Genomic DNA, 17,278 nt, shown 5'->3' with positions numbered 1-17,278 from the left:
CAGGGCGTCACCCGGCTGATCCGCGCCGAGGGCCGTTCGAGCGGCTGGGGCGCGGGTTCGCCGACAACTCTACTCAGCCCTGTCCGAGCTGCGCCTCCGTCGCGCGCTCGATGACATGGTCGACGAGGCCGAACTCCACGGCCTGCTGCGCCGTCAGCACCTTGTCGCGGTCGGTGTCACGGCGCAGCTGCTCGACCGAGCGCCCGGTGTGGTGGCTCAGCACCTCCTCGACCTGCGCGCGGACCCGCAGCAGCTCGTCCGCCTGGAGCGCGAGGTCGCTCACGGTGCCCTGCCCTCCGGCGGACGGCTGGTGCAGCAGCACGCGCGAGTGCCGGAGCGCGAAGCGGCGCCCCGACTCGCCCGCGGCGAGGAGCACGGCGGCCGCGGACGCCGCCTGCCCGAGGCAGTAGGTCGCGACCGGCGCCGGGACGAACTGCATGGTGTCGTAGATCGCCATGAGCGCCGTGAACGAGCCGCCGGGGCTGTTGACGTAGAGCGAGACCTCCCGGTCGGGCGCGACGTCGGCGAGGTGGAGCAGCTGCGCCATGACGACGTTCGCGACGCCGTCGTCGACCTCGGTGCCCACGAAGATGATCCGCTCCTGGAGCAGCCGGCTGTAGATGTCGAAGCTGCGCTCCCCCGCGGGCGTGCGCTCGATGACGTAGGGGATCGTGTAGCTGCTCACCGCAGTCCCACCTTGCGCTCGACGCCGACGGGACGCACGTCGGTCAGCGAGCTGACCACGTGGTCGACGATGCCGTATGCCGCGGCCTCCTCGGCGCTGAACCATCGGTCGCGCTCGCTGTCGTGGGTGATCTGCTCGACGGTCTGGCCGGTGTGCTCTGCCTGCAGCTCGTTGACGCGGCGCTTGACGGCCTTGAGGTTGGCGGCCTGGACCTCGACGTCGGCCGCGGTGCCCTGGATGCCGGCGGACGGCTGGTGCATCATGATCCTCGCGTTGGGCAGGGCGAAGCGCTTGCCGGGGGTCCCGGCGCCGAGCAGGAACTGTCCCATCGATGCCGCGAATCCCACTGCGAGAGTGGACACGTCGTTGGGGATGACGCGCATCGTGTCGTAGATGGCCAGGCCCGCGGTGACGGATCCGCCGGGGCTGTTGACGTAGAGGCTGATGTCGGAGCGCGGGTCACGGGCCGAGAGCAGCAGCAGCTGGGCCGTGATCCGGTTGGCGATCGGGTCGTCGACCTCGGCCCCTAGGACGATGATCCGCTGGTGGAGCAGCTGCATCGAGAGCTGGTCGTCGAGCGCGGCTGGCATGGGTGAGTCGGTCATCCATCCAGCATGCGTGTGCACTCCACCGGCAGGAATCCCGCTCTGCCACGGGCAGATTCGCCGACAGCGTATGCCGTCCGGCTGATATCGCGTGGCGCACGGGCCGACACTGCACCACCATGGCACGCATGGCCGGACAGAAGCACCCCGACATGTGGGTCGACCCCGAGGACGACCCCCGATCGCAGGAGGCGGTGCTCGGCGACGAGCGGGCCACCCTGCTCGACTACCTGCGCAGCTACCGTCTGACCCTCGAGCTGAAGTGCTCGGGGCTCACCGCCGAGCAGCTGGCGACGCGGTCGGTCCCGCCCTCGACGCTCTCGCTCCTCGGGCTCGTGCGTCACATGGCCGCGGTCGAGCGCAACTGGTTCCGCCGGACCATGGCGGGCGAGGACGTCCCGCGGCTCTACCGCACCCCGGACGACCGCGACGCCGACTTCAACGGTGCGGTCGGCGACGACGCCGTCGTCGAGGAGGCCTGGGCGCGGTGGCGCGAGGAGGTCACCCACGCCGAGGCCTTCGTCGACGCGGCCGAGTCGCTCGACCTCGTCAGCCTCGACCCGCACACACGCATCAACCTGCGCGAGGTCCTCGTCCACATGATCGAGGAGTACGCCAGGCACTGCGGCCACGCGGACCTGCTGCGCGAGTGCGTCGACGGCGCCACCGGCCAGTGACCCACGGGTGACATGATCGGACCCATGGAAGCCGACGTCGTCGTCGTGGGTGCGGGCCTTGCCGGGCTCGTCGCCACCGCAGAGCTGGCCGACCGCGGGAAGCGGGTCGTGCTCGTCGACCAGGAGGGCGAGCAGTCGCTCGGAGGCCAGGCCTTCTGGAGCTTCGGCGGCCTCTTCCTCGTCGACAGCCCCGAGCAGCGCCGGATGGGGATCAAGGACAGCCTCGAGCTCGCGACGCAGGACTGGATGGGCTCGGCGCAGTTCGACCGCGACGAGGACTTCTGGCCGCGCAAGTGGGCCGAGGCCTACCTGCACTTCGCGGCCGGCGAGAAGCGCGCGTGGCTGCACGAGCAGGGCCACCGCCTCTTCCCCGTCGTCGGCTGGGCCGAGCGGGGCGACGGCCGCGCGGACGGCCACGGCAACTCCGTGCCGCGCTTCCACATCACGTGGGGCACGGGCCCCGGCATCGTCGAGCCGTTCGAGCGGCGTGTGCGCGCCGCCGTGGCGAGCGGCCGCGTCACCCTCGCCTTCCGACACCGCGTCGACGAGCTCGTCCTGACCGCCGGGGCGACCACGGGCGTACGCGGTCGCCTCCTCGCGCCCGACGGCGTCGAGCGCGGCCGGCCGAGCAGCCGTGAGGAGGTCGGCGACTTCGAGATCACCGCGCAGGCCGTCGTCGTCACGAGCGGGGGCATCGGCGGCGACCACGACCTCGTGCGCCGGGCCTGGCCCGAGCGGCTCGGGACTCCCCCGGCGCGCATGGTGGCCGGCGTGCCTGCCCACGTCGACGGCCGCATGCTCGGCATCACGCAGGCGGCCGGGGGCCACGTCATCAACCCCGACCGGATGTGGCACTACACCGAGGGCCTGCGCAACTGGGACCCCGTGTGGGACAACCACGGCATCCGCATCCTGCCTGGGCCCTCGTCGCTGTGGCTCGACGCGCGCGGCCGCCGGTTCCCGGCGCCGTACTTCCCGGGCTTCGACACTCTCGGCACGCTCGGCCACATCATGCGCAGCGGCCACGACTACTCCTGGTTCGTGCTGACCCAGCGCATCATCGAGAAGGAGTTCGCCCTCTCGGGCTCCGAGCAGAACCCCGACCTCACCGGCAAGGACGTCAAGCAGGTGCTCGGCCGGGCCCGCAAGGGGGCGCCGGGGCCCGTCGAGGCGTTCAAGACCCACGGCGAGGACTTCGTCGTGGCCGACACTCTCGACGAGCTCGTCCGAGGCATGAACGCGCTGACCGGCGACGACCTCATCGACGTCGAGTCGCTGCGGCGCACCGTCGTCGCGCGTGACAACGAGATGGACAACGACTTCAGCAAGGACGCCCAGGTCACGGCGATCCGCGGAGCCCGGAACTACCGCGGGGACAAGCTGATTCGCGTGGCGAGCCCGCACAAGCTGCTCGACCCCAAGGCCGGCCCGCTCATCGCCGTCCGGCTCAACATCCTGACCCGCAAGACCCTCGGCGGGCTCGAGACCGACCTCGCCGGGCGGGTCCTGCGGCCGGGTGGCGACCCCCTGCCCGGGGTGTATGCCGCGGGCGAGGTGAGCGGCTTCGGCGGCGGTGGCATGCACGGCTACAACTCGCTCGAGGGCACCTTCCTCGGTGGCTGCCTCTTCAGCGGCCGCACGGCCGGACGCTCGGTCGCCGCCGCCCTCTGATCCCCCTCGGTTCGAGGTGATCCCGGCAGGCGCGTGCCTGCCGGGATCACCTCGAACCACCTCGAACCCGTGTCAGGCGACGGGGCGGGGGCGTCCAGCGGCTCGGGGTGCTCGGCGCCAGCAGCCTCCGTCGGCCCCGGTGCCGTCCGGCGCTCGGCTGCCGTGGCGGCGAGGAGCACGACGAGTCCCAGCGACGCGAAGCCCGCGCCGACCCACAGCGGCGAGGTCCAACCGAGGCCGGCGCTGATGGCCAGGCCCGAGATCCAGACGCCGAGGAAGTTGCCGACGTTGAAGGCCGCGATGTTGGCCGAGGAGGCCATCGTCGGCGCTCCGGCAGCGTGGCCGAGCACCCGCATCTGCAGGCCGGGCACGGCGGCGAAGCCGAAGAAGCCCATGGCCAGCAGCATGGCCGCCGAGCCGACCTGGCTGCCGGAGAGCAGCGCGAAGGCGACGAGCGAGACGGCGAGCGCGAGCGTCAGCACGACGAGCGTGCGGGCCAGGGCGCGGTCGGCCCAGCGACCGCCGAGCAGGTTGCCGGCGAAGAGGCCGACACCGAAGAGGACGAGCAGCCACGGCACCGCAGACCCGTCGAAGCCGGTGACGCGGGTCAGGAGCGGCTCGACGTACATGAAGGCGCCGAACATGCCGCCGAAGACGAGGACGGTCATCGCGAGCGAGAACCAGACCTGGCCGGTGCGGAAGGCGGCGAGCTCGGCGCGCAGGCCGGCGGCCCGTCCCGCCGACTGCGGCGACTGCGCCGACCCACCGGACTGCGTCTCGGCGGTGGCGTCCGGGACGAGCGCAGCGATGCCGGCCGCGGCGACGACCCCGACGACGGCGATGACGGCGAAGGTCGCCCGCCAGCCCCACTGCTGGCCGACGAAGGTCCCGAGCGGGACGCCGAGGACGTTGGCGAGCGTGAGCCCACCGAACATGATCGAGATGGCGCCGGCCTTGCGGTCGGCCGGCACGAGCGAGGCGGCCAGCACCGAGCCGATGCCGAAGAACGCGCCGTGCGCGAGCGCCGCGACGACCCGACCGGCGAGGAGCATGCCGTAGCCGGTGGCGACGGCCGACAGGGTGTTGCCGACGATGAAGAGGACCATGAGGGCGAGCAGCGCGCGCTTGGGGCGCCAGGCGCCGAGCACCGGCGTGAGGCCCAGCGCGCCGACGACGACGGCGAGCGCGTAGCCGCTGATGAGGTAGCCCGCGACGGGGATGGAGACCCCCATGTCGGTGGCGACCGTGCTGATGAGACCGGCGATGACGAACTCCGTCAGGCCGATGCCGAAGCCCCCGAGAGCGAGGGCGATGAGACCGAGTGGCATTGGGTTCCGAGTCCTTCCGTTGAGGAGGTGGGCGCCGGTCCGAGCCTCTCTGCTTTCGCCGGTATGCCGCGTGTGCAACTAAGCGATGACGAGCGACGTTAGTTGCATGCGCGGCATATTGCAAACGCGCGTTATGATGGTCCGCATGGGAATCGCTGACTCCGCCGTCGAGGTGCGCGCCTCCGGGTGGCGCACCCTGGCCGCCCTGCACGGACACATCGAGAGCGCTCTCGAGCGAGAGCTCGTGCGTCGCCACGAGCTCTCGGTCGTCGAGTTCACCGTGCTCGACGCCCTCTCGCGTCAGGACGGCTGGCACATGCGGATGAGCCAGCTCGCCCGCGCCGCCGCCCTCTCGTCGTCGGCGACGACGCGACTGGTCAACCGCCTCGAGGACCGCGGCCTGCTGACCCGGGTGCTGTGCGCCGACGACCGCCGGGGCATCTACACCGAGCTCACCGACCGTGGCTGGGCGCTCTACCGCGAGGCCGCCCCCACCCACGACGAGGTGCTCGAGGAGTCGCTCCAGAGCGCCGGCGACGTGCCCGAGCTCGCCCCCCTCGTCGGCTTCCTCCACCAGGCCCAGCCGGCTCGGGTCTGAGCGGCCCGCCCGGCCGGCCCGGCTCGGTCAGCTCGGCTCGGTCGGCCCGGCTCGGTCTGCCCGGCTCGGTCGGCCCGGCTCGGTCGGCCCGGCTCGGTCGGCCCGGCTCGGTCGGCCCGGCTCGGTCGGCCCGGCTCGGTCGGCCCGGCTCGGTCGGCCCGGCTCGGTCGGCCCGGCTCGGTCAGCTCGGGTCGGCCGTCCCGCCGTCCGCGCCCTCGTCGGGGAGGTCGCTGGCGGCATACCTCGGCTCGTAGCCCTGGCCGACGGCACGACGCCAGCGCGGCGACCCGGACGCGACCGACCGCTGGAGCAGCCGGTGCGCGGTCGGGGCCAGGGCCCACGTGCCGAACCACACGACGAGAACCCCGACGGCGAGGCCGGCGACGACGTCGTGCCAGTAGTGCGCGCCGGTCAGCACCCGGGACGCGCCGACGGCGAGGGCGAGCGGGACGGCCAGGCGCCACCACATCGGGGCCAGCACGACGATCGCCGTCGCGAGGGAGCCCGCGATCGTGGCGTGGTTGCTGGGCCAGGACCAGTCCCCGGACGCCGGGCACGCCGCGACGGTGTGCACCGACAGCGTGCGGCACGGCCGCTCCTCACGCACGAAGCCCTTGACGACCTCGCTGAGCACGTAGGCCGCGACCGTCGAGACCGCGGCCACGGCGGCGACGGCGAGGTGCTCGAGGCCCTGCGAACGAGCGCGCCAGGTGAGCAGGACGGCTACCCCGGCGAGGACGACGAGCCCCAGCTCACCGATGACCTCGAGCAGCCCACCGACGACGGAGGGCAGCGCCACGGCGCCTGAGGCGGTCGCCCGGTAGGCGGCGTCACGCACGACGAAGAGCAGGACGACGACGACCGCGACGACCACGACCACCGACAGGGCGCCCGTCACCGGACCGCCGCCGAAACGTCGCCGGACGTCCACCGCACCGTCATCTCGAGAGGACATGCGCACGACCGTAGGTCACGAAGATGAGAGCCCCGTTCCGGACCCGCCACGAACCCGTCAGAGCCGCCCGCGCACCGGCGTGCGCTCGACGGGGTCGCCCTCCTCGGGCATCACCATCTCGGCACGGACGCCGAGCAGCCGGACCTCGCGCCCGGAGTCGAGCGACTCGGCGAGGGCGACGGCGGCCTTGACGACGTCGGCCCGCTCGGTCGTCGGCGCCGGCAGCTTGCGCGCCTTCGTCGCCGTGAAGAACGGCGCGTAACGCACCTTGAGGGTGACCCGGAAGACCGGCCGCCCCTCCTTGACCGTGTCGTCGAAGACCTGCGAGGCGAGCTCGCGCACGGCGTCACGCACCTCGTCCGACGTCGTGAGGTTGCGCTGGTAGGTGGTCTCACGGCTGTGCCCGCGCGCGACCCAGGGCGAGTCGTCGACCACGGCGGAGCCGATGCCGCGGCCGAGCTGGGAGTACCAGACGCCCATCCGCGGACCGAACTCGCCGACGAGCACGGACTCGTCGGCATCGGCCAGCTCGCGCACCGTGTTGATCGCGTGCGCGGCCAGGCGCTTGGACACCTTGGAGCCGACGCCCCAGAGGTCGATGGTGGGCCGGGAGCCCATGACCTCGAACCAGTTGTCGCGGGTCAGGCGGAACACGCCGCGCGGCTTGCCGAAGCCCGTTGCGATCTTGGCGCGGACCTTGTTGTCGCCGATGCCGACCGAGCAGTGCAGCTCGGTCGCGTCGAGCACGGCGGCCCGCGCCCGCTCGGCGAAGGCCTCGGGGTCGTCGGTCTCGACCCCGAGGAAGGCCTCGTCCCAGCCGAGCACCTCGACGACGACCCCGAGCCCGCGCAACGCCTCCATGACCCGCTCGGACGCCTCGGTGTAGGCAGGGGCGTCGACGGGCAGGATCACCGCGTCGGGCACCTTGCGGGCGGCGATGCGCAACGGCATGCCGGAGCCGACGCCGAACTGCCGGGCCTCGTAGCTCGCCGTGGAGACGACCGCGCGCTCGGTCGGGTCACCACGACCGCCGACGATGACGGGCAGGCCCGCCAGCTCGGGACGGCGCAGCACCTCGACGGCAGCGATGAACTGGTCGAGGTCGACGTGCAGCACCCACGCGGTGCGGCCGGCGCTCATCCCGTCATTGTGCCCGGCAGGTGCGACGTCGGCCCGATCTCAGCCCGACGTGAGCGCGACGTGAGCGCGACGTCAGCGCGACGTCAGCGCGACGTCAGCCTCTCGAGGGCCGGTCCCGCCGCGCGGGACGGGCGCCCCGCTCGACGACCGGCTTGCCGCCGCGGAAGGTGTAGACGTCCGGGCCCTGGTCATGAGTTCTGTCGTGAGACCCGTCGTCGGATCTGTCGAAAGGCTCGTCCCGCTGCTCGGCCGGCCGGGCGGCCGGCGCCCAGCGCTGGTCGTCTTCGTCGGCGTAGTCGTCGTCGGCGTAGTCGTCCTCGTCGGGACGGACGTACGGGTCGACGCGCTCGCGCGGGCTGACAGCCCGAGGCGAGCGTGCGGCCGCGGCGTCCTGCTCGCGGGCGGCGAGCATGACGCCGTGGAAGAGCATGAGGGCCGCGAGAGCGGTCAGGGCGAAGGCGGCGACCGCGAGCGGCAGTCCCGTGTGCGAGCCGCCGATGGCGGAACGGAGCAGATGCAGGCCCCCGGCGACGACCCCCACGATCGCCGCTCCGACGAACCAGATCATCGTGGCCCGCGTCATAGTTTTACCCACGAGGTCACTGTGGCACAGGTCCCCAGCGACCGAGAGCAGCCGCGACCGACGCGGCAGGTCTCAGCCCAGCGCCGATACCAGGACGGACCGCGCAGCTGCGACTGCGGACGCCGTGGCGGCCTTCGCCGCCTTCGACGCCTTCGCGCCCTTGGCCGTCGTCGTTGCCTTCGTTGCCTTCGTTGCCTTCGTTGCCTTCGCGGCCTTCGCTGCCTTCGCGGCCGTGGACGCCTTCGTGGACGAGGTCGCCTTGGTCGCCTTGGTCGCCTTCATGGTTTTGGGAGCCTTGGGCGTCTTCGGGGCCTTGGGAGGCGTCGGGGCCGTGGTCTGCGTCGGGGCGGGCCTCGGGCTCAGCGCGTCGGGCGACAGGGTGAGGATCCCACCGAGCGTGAGACCCGGGAGCGCGACGGAGGCGCTGGCCTTGACGCCGGGCTTCGCCGGAGTGGCCGGAGTGGCGGGGACCGCAGGGGTCGCGGGCGTGCCCGCGCCGCCGGGCACGGCAGCCTTGGCCGGCACCGCGGGGGTCGCCGCGGTGACAGGTCTGGCGGGAGCCGGAGTCGTCGGCGCCGCGGGGGCACCGCCCTTCGTCGCGTCGTGCGCGCGTGCGGTCGACGACGCCTGGGACGGGCGGGTCGTGGCCGCGGACGGGGGGACGGCGGCATAGGCCGTCTCGGTGTCGGAGTCCGAGCCGGGCTGACCGCTCGGGTCGGCCGAGCCGGTGGAGCTGAGCGTGCTGACCGGGACGAGCGCGGCCTCGACGCCACGGGTGCCGCCGGGCCGGTCGTGCGCGGCGACCGAGCCGGCGATCAGGGCCATGACGGCCGCGCCGAGGAGCAGACCGGCGCCCCGCTGGCCGCCGACCCGGGCGAGCGAGAGTCCACCGCGCACCAGGGCCGCGCTCGCAGCGAGCAGGGTGGAGACGCCGAGGACGACGAGGCCGCCGATGGGGCCGCCGACGAGGACGCTGATGATCAGGAGCGTGGCGAGGGCCGCGAAGCCACCGAGGGTCCCCTCGGGCAGGCGGCGGGACGCCTGTCGGTCGGCGAGGAGGTCGACCCGCTCCTCGCTCGGCCAGGCCTCGTCGACGAGGGCACTGGGGCGGGTCGGCAGCGTGAACGAGGCATCCTCGATTGCGACCAATCTCGGCATTTCGGACAGCACGTCGTCAGTGTGGTGCATCGGGGCGCCCGAGTGCACGCTGGAGTCGCGCGCGATCTCGCGGCGCGCTCGCCCGGGGCCCGAGGCGGAGCCGGCGGCCGCCCACAGCTGCCAGCCGCGCGGGGGCACGGGCCAGGACGGGTCCGGGAGCCAGCGCTCGGCGTCGGCGTCGGCGCCGCGCGCAGCACGTGGAACCGGGGTGCGCGGGTCGCCGTGCGTGGGCGTCATGCTCGTCGTCACCAGACTCACTACTCCTGCGATCACGCGAGGCACCGGCCGAGGTGGTGCCCTTACAGGGAGACAGTAGGGGTCAAAGTCACGTTTTGTACCGTAAATAGTAAAAGAAGGGCAAAATTCGTGTTCCGTCCCGCTTCGGCGGGGCGACAGACGTCCTCCATGCTGCAGCTCGGCGACCGGACGCCCGGTGACGCCCTCGACGCAGACGGCTACCTCTTGCGGTCCGACCCCTCGGACGCGAGCGGCCGCACCGGGTGCAGCGTCCCCTCCAGCCAGGCACTGGTCTGGTCGGCGAAGTGCGGGTCCCGGGCGTCGCCGCTCGCGCCGAACGGCACCACCCACCGGCTGGCGTCGCGGTCGGCGAGGTCCCAGACGTAGCGGGCCGCAGCGCCGCCGTAGCAGTGGTCGGTGACGCCGGGCGCGCTCGCGGCGGCGTGCACGCAGCCCTTGTCACCGCTCACCGGGTCACGAGGCACGCGCGGCGCACGACCCGACACGGACAGGGCGTGGACGGGATCGAGCCAGTGCCGCTCACCCCACGGGGTGGGCGAGTCCGCCTGCGCGGCAACGCGATCGAGCGCCACGCATACGCCCTCGTGCACGTCGATGCCGTGCCGCGGACCGAGCAGCGCCATCGAGTGCCAGCCGGCCCCGATCTGCGTCGTGACGTCGGTCCACGCGGTGAACAGTCGTGAGTGGCCGCTCGGCTCGTGCAGCACCGCGAGCCGCGGGTGCTCGGAGAACCATCGCACGAGCGCGGTCCGCCACGCGGCGAAGAGCGCGGCACCGGTGCTGCCCGCGTCGCTGCGCGCGTCCCACGCGAGCAGCTGCGCCCGGACCTCGGCCGCGGGCCCCGTCACGTCCGCCGCCTCGACGAGCTCGCGCATGAGGTCGGCCTGCCCGTTGAGGGTGTCGACGTGGATGGCCGCGCAGTCGTCGACCGTGAGAGCACGGCCCGAGCTGCTCAGCGACTCGATGAGCGACCGGATGCGGTCGGCGCGGAACGGCGTCGCGTACTCGACGCCCAGCCCGCCCCCGCTGTCCCGGTCGTTCGCGCTCACCATGACGTCGTCGACGTCGCGTGCCGGTCCGCGCCGGTAGCCGTGCCACTCGTGCCGGGGGTCCCACGCGTCGACCGGGAGGACCCCACCGATCTCGTCGCGCTCCGGCACCCGGCCGACGACGAGGTGGCGCATGCGCCCCGAGACGTCGGCGACGAGGACGCTGTTGACCGGCTCGACCCACCGCGAGAGCGCCTCCTCGACGTCGGCGACGGTCCGCGAGCGCAGGAGCGGCAGGAGCGCGCCGAAGCCGAGGTCCTCCTCGACGTGCGTCGGCGTGCGCAGGCTGTGTGCGGCAGGGTGCGCGCGCCGCGGCTGCACGCTCTCGTCGGTCCACTGCGGGGGCGCCTCCGCCTCGGCGGCGAGGCGCTCGATCTCGGCCTCGAGCCCGGTGACGACGGGACCGCGCGCGGTCACGACGACGGGCACCGTCACGTCGTCGCCGCCGCGGACCCGCACCGTCTCCGTCGACGACCGCACGGGCTCCCACCCGTCGATGCCCCTGGCCTTGAGCAGCGGAGAGCCGTCCTCCGCGTGGCCGACGTGGCCGAGCGACTCGACGGTCAGGTCCTGGTAGTCGGCCATCGCGTTGGTGATGCCCCACGCGACGGTGCCGGTCTGCGCGAAGTGCTGCACCCCGGGCACGCCGGGGAAGGTGAAGCCGACGACGTCGAACTCGGGGCAGGCCAGACCCACCTGCTGGTAGCAGCCGGGCAGCTCGATCGTGCGGTGCGGGTCGCCGGCGACGAGCGGCAGCCCGCTCGCGGTGCGCGCTCCCCCGACGACCCAGGCGTTGCTGCCCGAGGTCGCCGCGCGCTCCACCCCTTCGGCGTTCAGCAGCTCGAGCGCCGGGGCTCCGAGGCGCTCGGCGACGTGCGCGTTGAACAGCTTCGCCGGGAAGGTCCCGAAGAGCAGGTGGATCCCCCAGAAGATGCCGAGCGGCGTCCACGGCTCCCACGGGCGCGGCGACGCTGCATACGCCCCGAGGTCGAGCCGGGCGACCTCGGGAGTGCCGGCGAGCCCTTCGGCCAGGGTGTCGTTGACCCCGTCGACGTATGCCGTGAGCCACGTCCGCGTCTCGCGGTCGAGCCGCTCGAAGCAGCGCTGCACGGTCGGCTCGAGACGCACCTGGCGGGCGAACCGGTCCCAGGGGAGTCCGTCGGGTCCGACGTACTCGGCGGTGCGGCCCTCCATGCGCCAGCGGTGGTGCTCGACCTGCCAGCCCCGGTCGAGGGCGGTGATGCGGCCCTGGAGCCGGGCGAGCTCCATGACGTCGTCGGCGCGCAGGTGCGGGACGCCGACGGCGTCGCGCCGCACCTCCGAGCTCACCTGGCGTCCTGCAGCCGGCCCCAGCCGTGCCACCGGTCGACGTCGATGCGCGCCGTCACGCGCGGACGGTCGCGCACGCGGTAGGGCCGGCCCGTGTAGTGCGTGGCGATGCGGTCGATGTCGACGAGGTCGGCGTCCTCGACGATCTCGACGACACGCCCCTGGAGGCTGACGTGGGTGATCCAGTCGACCGGGTCCATGGCGCTGAGGCTGACGCGCGGGTCGGCCCGGAGCCACTCGAGGCGCTTGCGTCCCGCGTCCATGTTGACGACGACCTGGCCGTCCTCGACGAGGTACCACGTCGGCACCGAGACCGGCGAGCCGTCGGGGCGCAGGCAGCTGATCGTGGCGTGGTTCGGGTGGGTCAGGAACTCCACCACGTGGGCGGGCATCGGCGCGCGGGGCATTGCGGATCTCCTTCGACCTCAGTGCTTCTCGGGTGTTCGATGGTGGTGCAGGCGTCAGTCCTCCGCGCGGGAGAACCTGCTCTCGATCTCCCGCAGGAAGGCGTCGGAGATCCGGCGGTACTGCTGCAGCGTCAGCGTCACGGGAGCGCCCACCTCGAGCCGGAGGACGCTGCGGGACGGGTCGAGCCCGATCGTCGGGTCCGCCATGACCGTGCCGCCGTTCTCCATGAGCGACCGGACGAGCACGCGGACCTCGTTGAGGGCGTTGCCGTCCTTGCCCTCGACGCCCCGGAGCCGGTCGACGAAGTAGCCGTCGAGGACGATGAGCATGTTGTTGAAGTACTCGTACTCGAGCGACTCGAGGGCGCCCTCGAGGCCGGAGACGTCGGCGTCGCCGTGGTCGCGCGCGGCCTGGGCGACCTCGTGGAACACCGCGACCTGGGACTCGATGCGCGAGCGGCAGGCGTCGATGTAGTCCTGCTCGTACTCCTTCATCCCCAGCATGACGCCAGCCTAGCCATCCGCCCGTCGATGCACGCCTGGTCGAGCGAGCCTTCGCGGCCCGGTCGAGCACTAGGTTTGGGGCATGGCAGCGCGGGAACGGAACGTGCTCGGCACCGAGCTCGAGGCGTGCGGCACCGACCCGGTGACCGGCTTCTACCGCGACGGCTACTGCACGACCGGACCCGAGGACCGGGGCAGCCACACCATCTGCGTCGTCGTCACCACCGAGTTCCTCGAGCACCAGCGCAGCGTCGGCTACGACCTCGTGACGCCGCGCCCGGAGTGGCGCTTCCCGGGGCTGACCCCGGGCGACCGGTGGTGCGTCGTCGCGAGCCGCTGGCTCGAGGCGCACCAGGACGGCGCCGCCGCGCCGGTCTTCCTCGCGGCGACGCACGAGCGTGCCCTCGAGGTCGTGCCCCTGCAGCTGCTCCAGTCGTATGCCGCCGACGTCCCCGACGACCCGAGCTCGCTGCTGTGAGTGGCCTCGAGGCCGACTGCTCCCGGTGCTTCGGCCTGTGCTGCGTCGCGCTCCCGTTCGCGCGGTCGGCGGACTTCCCCGTCGACAAGCCGGCTGGTGAGCCGTGCCGCAACCTGCTCGCCGACCACCGGTGCGGCATCCACGACCGCCTCGTCGAGGGCGGCTGGCGCGGCTGCGTCACCTTCGACTGCTTCGGTGCCGGGCAGCAGGTCTCGCAGGTGACCTTCGGCGGGGTGTCCTGGCGCGACGCGCCCGGCACCGCGTCGAGGATGTATGCCGTCCTGCCCGTCATGCGCCAGCTGCACGAAATGCTCGCCCACCTGCGCGACGCCCTCGCGCTCGCGCCGGACGAGGTGACGCGCGCCGAGCTCGCGGCCGCGGCCGACGACGTCACGGCGGCGACGGCCGGATCGCCGGACGAGGTGCTCGCCGTCGACCTCGTCGCCGTGCGCTCCTGCGTCGGAGGCCTGCTCCGGACCGTCAGCGCGACCGAGCGCGACCGGCAGCGGCGGCGACACGGCATACCGAAGCCGCCCCGTCGGGTGCGGGCGGGCGCCGACCTCGTGGGCGTCGACCTGCGCGGACGCGACCTGCGGGCCGCGGACCTGCGCGGCTCGCTGCTCATCGCGGCCGACCTCCGGGACGCCGACCTGCGGTGGGCGGACCTGCTCGGAGCCGACCTCCGGGACGCCGACCTGCGGGGCGCGCGGCTCGACGGGGCGCTCTTCCTGACGAGGCCGCAGCTCGCCGCCGCGCGCACGTGACCAGACGATTGGCGCATTCCCTCCCGCTGCGGCCCTCCAGCGATGACAATCGACGCACCGTCCACGTCGAGCATCGGAGCCGTCCGTGCACCGCGCCAGGGTTGCAGCCGCACTCGCGCTGTCGGCTGCCGCCGCGCTCGGGGCGTGCTCGTCGGGCAAGCCCGCCATCGAGCTGAGCCAGGTGCCCGGAGGCACCGGCACGCCGGTGCCGACCCAGACGGTGACGGTCACGGAGGTCGAGACCCGGACCGTCACGGCCACGACGACGGTCGTGACGACGGCCACCGTCACTGCGACCCCGGCGGTCACCGTGACCGCGCTGCCGCGTCCGAGCCTCACGTCGAGCACGGTCTTCAACCGTCCCGTCGCCCTCGCCGACTACACGAACCTCGTCTCCGACGTGCAGCTGCTCGACCGGATGTCGTTGTCCGGCAACGCTGCCGCGCTCCAGCTCGACCTGCTCTCCCAGCACCTCGCGCGGCTGGGGGCCAACGGACCGCCGCCGGGGCTCGACGCCCCGAGCTACTACGGACGGCTGGGCTCGCTCGGGCTGTTCGCCGCCGCGGCCTCGAACGAGGCCCAGGCGAACTCGCCCGTGGCACAGAGCCGCTACGCCGTCATCCGCCAGGAGACCGGCGTCCTGCTGACCCTCGTCAACGGCGCGTTGAAGACGACCTTCGCGCTGCCGACTCCCCCACCGAAGCCGACGACCACCACTCCGTGACGGAACCCGGCGGACGTACGCCGTTCGGGCCGGGAGGCGACAGGGCCGCGCTCTCGGCCCGACGGCATACGTGCTCGGCCGGTCAGCCGAGCGGTGGCACGCTCTCGAGCGTCGGGACGACCTTCGCGATGGTGCCGTCCGCGTTGTAGCGCAGGCGGTCGATGGTCACCTCGCGGTGGGTGCCGTCACCGCCGAGGATCGCGAACCGGTGGTAGGCGATGTACCAGTCGTCGGTGCCGGGAACCTGGACCACCGAGTGGTGACCGGTGCCGAGGATGCCGAGCGAGGGGTCCTTGGAGAGGATCTCACCTCGGTTCACGAGGCCGGCGCCGAGCGGGCTCGTCATCGTGGCGTAGCCGACCCGGTAGTTCTCGCTCCGTGTGTCGTCGATGGACCACGACAGGTAGTAGGTGCCCTGTCGCTGGTGCATGAACAGACCCTCGCGGAAGTCAGTGAGCCCGGTGAGCCGCTCGACCTTCGCCGGGTCGAACGAGGTCAGGTCGGCGTTGAGTGGCACGACGTAGGCGTTGCCGTTGCCCCAGTAGAGGTAGGTCTGGCCGTCGTCGTCGGTGAAGACGGCCGGGTCGATGGCCTGCCCGCCGTCGGGGTTGGCGGCGACGAGTGGCTTGCCGATGGCGTCCTTGAACGGGCCCGTCGGCGAGTCGGCCACTGCGACACCGATCTTCGCGTCAGCGCAGAAGTACAGGTAGTACTTCCCGTTCTTCTCGATCGCCGCGGGCGCCCACGCCCGACCGTCGGCCCACGTGACGTCCGGACCGAGGTCGAGGATGACGGGGTGCTCGGTCCAGTGGACGAGGTCGGTGCTCGACCACGTCTTGAACGTCGTCCCGCTCCAGCCGTCGAAGCCGTCGGTCGTCGCGTAGATCCAGTACGTGTCGCCGAAGCGGACGATGTTCGGGTCCGCGTTGTAGCCGGGCAGGACGGGACTGTTCATGACGACCGCCCGCACGGTCCACTCGCGCGAGCTGCCGTCGGCGCCGGTGACCCGGTAGGTGAACGGGGTGGTGAAGTCCTGGGTCGACGAGCTGCCCGGCGTCATGCGCGCGTCGGCCGAGATGCCGAACGACGGCTTGAGGTGCGAGACGTCGGTGCCCGGCTTGACGGGGAGGGTGACGGTCGAGCTCGCGGGGTCGATGATCGCCGGCACCTTGAGCTCGTCGAGGGCGACCGAGCCGATCGCGGTCTCGTTGCCGGGCAGGCCCAGCACCTCGCTCGCCGAGAGGCCGTGGTCCCACAGGGTGAAGGAGCGGACCTTCCCCTTGAGGAAGCGGTCGCCGGTGTAGAGCGAGCGGCCGATCCAGTTCGAGGTCGTCGTGCCGCCGCCGAGCTGGCCCGGCGTCGTCGTGACGTTCGTGTTGCGCGCCACCTCGACGCCGTTGTCGTAGAGCACCGCGGTGCCGCCCGAGAGCGTGTAGGTCAGGGTGTGCCACGAACCGCGCCGGAGGTCGCGGCCGGCGGCGGTGTTCTGCTCGGTCGAGTAGTTCCCCGCCGCGATCGCGGTGCGGTAGGCGTTGCCCGTGGTGAAGAGGTAGCCGTTGCCGGACCCGTCGAGACTGTTGCCGAGCCCCCACAGGAAGTAGGGCGTCGGCTGTGACGGGTCGATCCAGACCTGCGTCGAGACGGTCGCGGCGTCGAGTCCGGCGAGCAGGTTGTCGGGCAGGTCGACGTAGCCGTCCGTGCCATCGAGCTCGACGGCGTCGGCCGTGCGGGTCGCGCCACCCCGGACCGTCGCGGCCGGCTGGTGGCCCGACGCGTCGGGGACGCTCGTCCCCGTGCCACCGGCCGACGTGCCGAAGCGGTAGTCGGCGATGACGCCCTGGGCGTCGGTCGGGGCCTTGGTGGATCCGGCCTTGAGGCGCTCGAGCTCGGCCTTGGTCACGGGCAGCACCGTGCCGTGGCGCGGTCGGCCCGGCAGCTGGTAGTCCTTCGACATCGTGAAGGTGCCGGCGTCGAGGTCGGTCGTCTCGAACGGGACGTAGCCACGCCCGCCGAACTCGTCGATGAAGACGTACCACTTCTCCTCGGTGTTCGACTTGAACACCGTCGGCCCCTCGCCCTGGTTGATGCCGGGCTCGGTCGCCGTGGCCTTGCCGATGCAGTCCTTGACGAAGCCCCAGTCGGTGGAGCGGAGCGAGGTCGACTTCTGCTCGAGGATGAACTTGCTGCACGGCGTCGACGAGGTGTTGTTCCGCTCGTCCTTGGTGAAGCGATAGTAGGTGTCGCCGTGCTTGACCACCGTCGAGTCGATGACCGAGTAGCCGGGGTCGACCCAGACCTTGGGCGCACTGAAGGTGCGGAAGTCGCGGGTCGTCGCGTACATCATCTTGTTGTAGGTGCTGCCGGT

Annotated in this window: 17 protein-coding genes; 6 read left to right on the top strand and 11 right to left on the bottom strand. The window is 72.5% G+C overall.

Features of this window, described 5'->3' with window-relative positions:
- Positions 1-73: 73 nt before the first annotated feature.
- The gene (locus IEY30_RS06730; RefSeq protein WP_030201302.1) at positions 74-685 is read right to left on the bottom strand and encodes a ClpP family protease; all 612 of its coding nucleotides are present in this window, start codon (positions 683-685) and stop codon (positions 74-76) included.
- Entirely contained in the window at positions 682-1,290 is a 609-nt protein-coding gene (locus IEY30_RS06725; RefSeq protein WP_030201300.1) for an ATP-dependent Clp protease proteolytic subunit, read from the bottom strand. The genes IEY30_RS06730 and IEY30_RS06725 overlap by 4 nt, the downstream gene beginning before the upstream one ends.
- A gap of 128 nt (positions 1,291-1,418) precedes the next feature.
- On the opposite strand from IEY30_RS06725, the gene IEY30_RS06720 reads away from it, so the two are divergent.
- Positions 1,419-1,967, top strand: a complete 549-nt coding sequence (locus IEY30_RS06720; protein ID WP_081920608.1) for a DinB family protein — start codon at positions 1,419-1,421, stop codon at positions 1,965-1,967.
- A gap of 24 nt (positions 1,968-1,991) precedes the next feature.
- On the top strand, positions 1,992-3,638 hold the full coding sequence (locus tag IEY30_RS06715; RefSeq protein WP_030201293.1) for an FAD-binding dehydrogenase: 1,647 nt from the start codon (positions 1,992-1,994) through the stop codon (positions 3,636-3,638).
- On the opposite strand, the gene IEY30_RS06710 is transcribed toward IEY30_RS06715, so the two are convergent.
- The gene (locus IEY30_RS06710) at positions 3,554-4,966 is read right to left on the bottom strand and encodes an MFS transporter (RefSeq protein ID WP_043417160.1); all 1,413 of its coding nucleotides are present in this window, start codon (positions 4,964-4,966) and stop codon (positions 3,554-3,556) included. The genes IEY30_RS06715 and IEY30_RS06710 overlap by 85 nt on opposite strands.
- Before the next feature lie 145 nt (positions 4,967-5,111).
- Between IEY30_RS06710 and IEY30_RS06705 the strand changes: the two genes are divergently transcribed.
- Positions 5,112-5,564: a MarR family winged helix-turn-helix transcriptional regulator gene (locus tag IEY30_RS06705; RefSeq protein WP_030201287.1), complete on the top strand. Its 453-nt coding sequence runs from the start codon at positions 5,112-5,114 to the stop codon at positions 5,562-5,564.
- A 181-nt stretch (positions 5,565-5,745) separates the two neighbouring features.
- Here IEY30_RS06705 and IEY30_RS06700 read toward each other — a convergent pair whose 3' ends face one another.
- From IEY30_RS06700 to IEY30_RS06670, 7 genes are all read right to left on the bottom strand, one after another.
- Positions 5,746-6,519 carry a phosphatase PAP2 family protein gene (locus tag IEY30_RS06700; protein ID WP_229674872.1) on the bottom strand — a complete coding sequence of 258 codons (774 nt, stop codon included), beginning with the start codon at positions 6,517-6,519 and terminating at the stop codon, positions 5,746-5,748.
- 57 nt (positions 6,520-6,576) lie between these two features.
- Positions 6,577-7,659: a DNA polymerase IV gene (locus IEY30_RS06695; protein WP_030201285.1), complete on the bottom strand. Its 1,083-nt coding sequence runs from the start codon at positions 7,657-7,659 to the stop codon at positions 6,577-6,579.
- A 94-nt stretch (positions 7,660-7,753) separates the two neighbouring features.
- Entirely contained in the window at positions 7,754-8,242 is a 489-nt protein-coding gene (locus IEY30_RS06690; RefSeq protein ID WP_030201282.1) for a hypothetical protein, read from the bottom strand.
- 72 nt (positions 8,243-8,314) lie between these two features.
- Positions 8,315-9,649: a hypothetical protein gene (locus tag IEY30_RS06685; RefSeq protein ID WP_030201279.1), complete on the bottom strand. Its 1,335-nt coding sequence runs from the start codon at positions 9,647-9,649 to the stop codon at positions 8,315-8,317.
- Between the two features lie 206 nt (positions 9,650-9,855).
- A complete protein-coding gene (locus IEY30_RS06680) occupies positions 9,856-12,036 on the bottom strand; it encodes a penicillin acylase family protein (RefSeq protein WP_043417156.1) in 2,181 nt (726 codons plus the stop codon).
- The gene (locus tag IEY30_RS06675) at positions 12,033-12,443 is read right to left on the bottom strand and encodes a TIGR03618 family F420-dependent PPOX class oxidoreductase (RefSeq protein WP_030201273.1); all 411 of its coding nucleotides are present in this window, start codon (positions 12,441-12,443) and stop codon (positions 12,033-12,035) included. Before IEY30_RS06675 ends, IEY30_RS06680 begins: the two co-directional genes overlap by 4 nt.
- A gap of 54 nt (positions 12,444-12,497) precedes the next feature.
- Entirely contained in the window at positions 12,498-12,947 is a 450-nt protein-coding gene (locus IEY30_RS06670) for a hypothetical protein (protein ID WP_156035444.1), read from the bottom strand.
- A gap of 82 nt (positions 12,948-13,029) precedes the next feature.
- On the opposite strand from IEY30_RS06670, the gene IEY30_RS06665 reads away from it, so the two are divergent.
- The 3 genes from IEY30_RS06665 to IEY30_RS06655 all read left to right on the top strand — a co-directional run bounded on the left by IEY30_RS06665 (position 13,030) and on the right by IEY30_RS06655 (position 14,913).
- Positions 13,030-13,425 carry a DUF2237 family protein gene (locus IEY30_RS06665; protein WP_030201266.1) on the top strand — a complete coding sequence of 132 codons (396 nt, stop codon included), beginning with the start codon at positions 13,030-13,032 and terminating at the stop codon, positions 13,423-13,425.
- A complete protein-coding gene (locus tag IEY30_RS06660; RefSeq protein ID WP_030201263.1) occupies positions 13,422-14,189 on the top strand; it encodes a pentapeptide repeat-containing protein in 768 nt (255 codons plus the stop codon). The genes IEY30_RS06665 and IEY30_RS06660 overlap by 4 nt, the downstream gene beginning before the upstream one ends.
- Before the next feature lie 85 nt (positions 14,190-14,274).
- Positions 14,275-14,913: a hypothetical protein gene (locus IEY30_RS06655; protein ID WP_030201262.1), complete on the top strand. Its 639-nt coding sequence runs from the start codon at positions 14,275-14,277 to the stop codon at positions 14,911-14,913.
- An 82-nt stretch (positions 14,914-14,995) separates the two neighbouring features.
- Here the strand turns inward: IEY30_RS06655 and IEY30_RS06650 are convergent.
- The coding region (locus IEY30_RS06650; RefSeq protein WP_188960107.1) for a family 43 glycosylhydrolase at positions 14,996-17,278 on the bottom strand (2,283 nt) is incomplete at its 5' end.

The sequence above is a fragment of the Terrabacter tumescens genome (assembly GCF_014646815.1).
Taxonomy (GTDB): Bacteria; Actinomycetota; Actinomycetes; order Actinomycetales; family Dermatophilaceae; genus Terrabacter; species Terrabacter tumescens.
This window is presented reverse-complemented; position numbering and strand designations above follow the sequence as displayed.

Coding starts and splice junctions, on each gene's coding strand:
- IEY30_RS06690 (WP_030201282.1), bottom strand. CDS start 8,242: ATGACGCGGGCCACGATGATCTGGTTCGTCGGAGCGGCGATCGTGGGG.
- IEY30_RS06725 (WP_030201300.1), bottom strand. CDS start 1,290: ATGACCGACTCACCCATGCCAGCCGCGCTCGACGACCAGCTCTCGATG.
- IEY30_RS06670 (WP_156035444.1), bottom strand. CDS start 12,947: ATGCTGGGGATGAAGGAGTACGAGCAGGACTACATCGACGCCTGCCGC.
- IEY30_RS06710 (WP_043417160.1), bottom strand. CDS start 4,966: ATGCCACTCGGTCTCATCGCCCTCGCTCTCGGGGGCTTCGGCATCGGC.
- IEY30_RS06705 (WP_030201287.1), top strand. CDS start 5,112: ATGGGAATCGCTGACTCCGCCGTCGAGGTGCGCGCCTCCGGGTGGCGC.
- IEY30_RS06700 (WP_229674872.1), bottom strand. CDS start 6,519: ATGTCCTCTCGAGATGACGGTGCGGTGGACGTCCGGCGACGTTTCGGC.
- IEY30_RS06720 (WP_081920608.1), top strand. CDS start 1,419: ATGGCCGGACAGAAGCACCCCGACATGTGGGTCGACCCCGAGGACGAC.
- IEY30_RS06695 (WP_030201285.1), bottom strand. CDS start 7,659: ATGAGCGCCGGCCGCACCGCGTGGGTGCTGCACGTCGACCTCGACCAG.
- IEY30_RS06715 (WP_030201293.1), top strand. CDS start 1,992: ATGGAAGCCGACGTCGTCGTCGTGGGTGCGGGCCTTGCCGGGCTCGTC.
- IEY30_RS06675 (WP_030201273.1), bottom strand. CDS start 12,443: ATGCCCCGCGCGCCGATGCCCGCCCACGTGGTGGAGTTCCTGACCCAC.
- IEY30_RS06665 (WP_030201266.1), top strand. CDS start 13,030: ATGGCAGCGCGGGAACGGAACGTGCTCGGCACCGAGCTCGAGGCGTGC.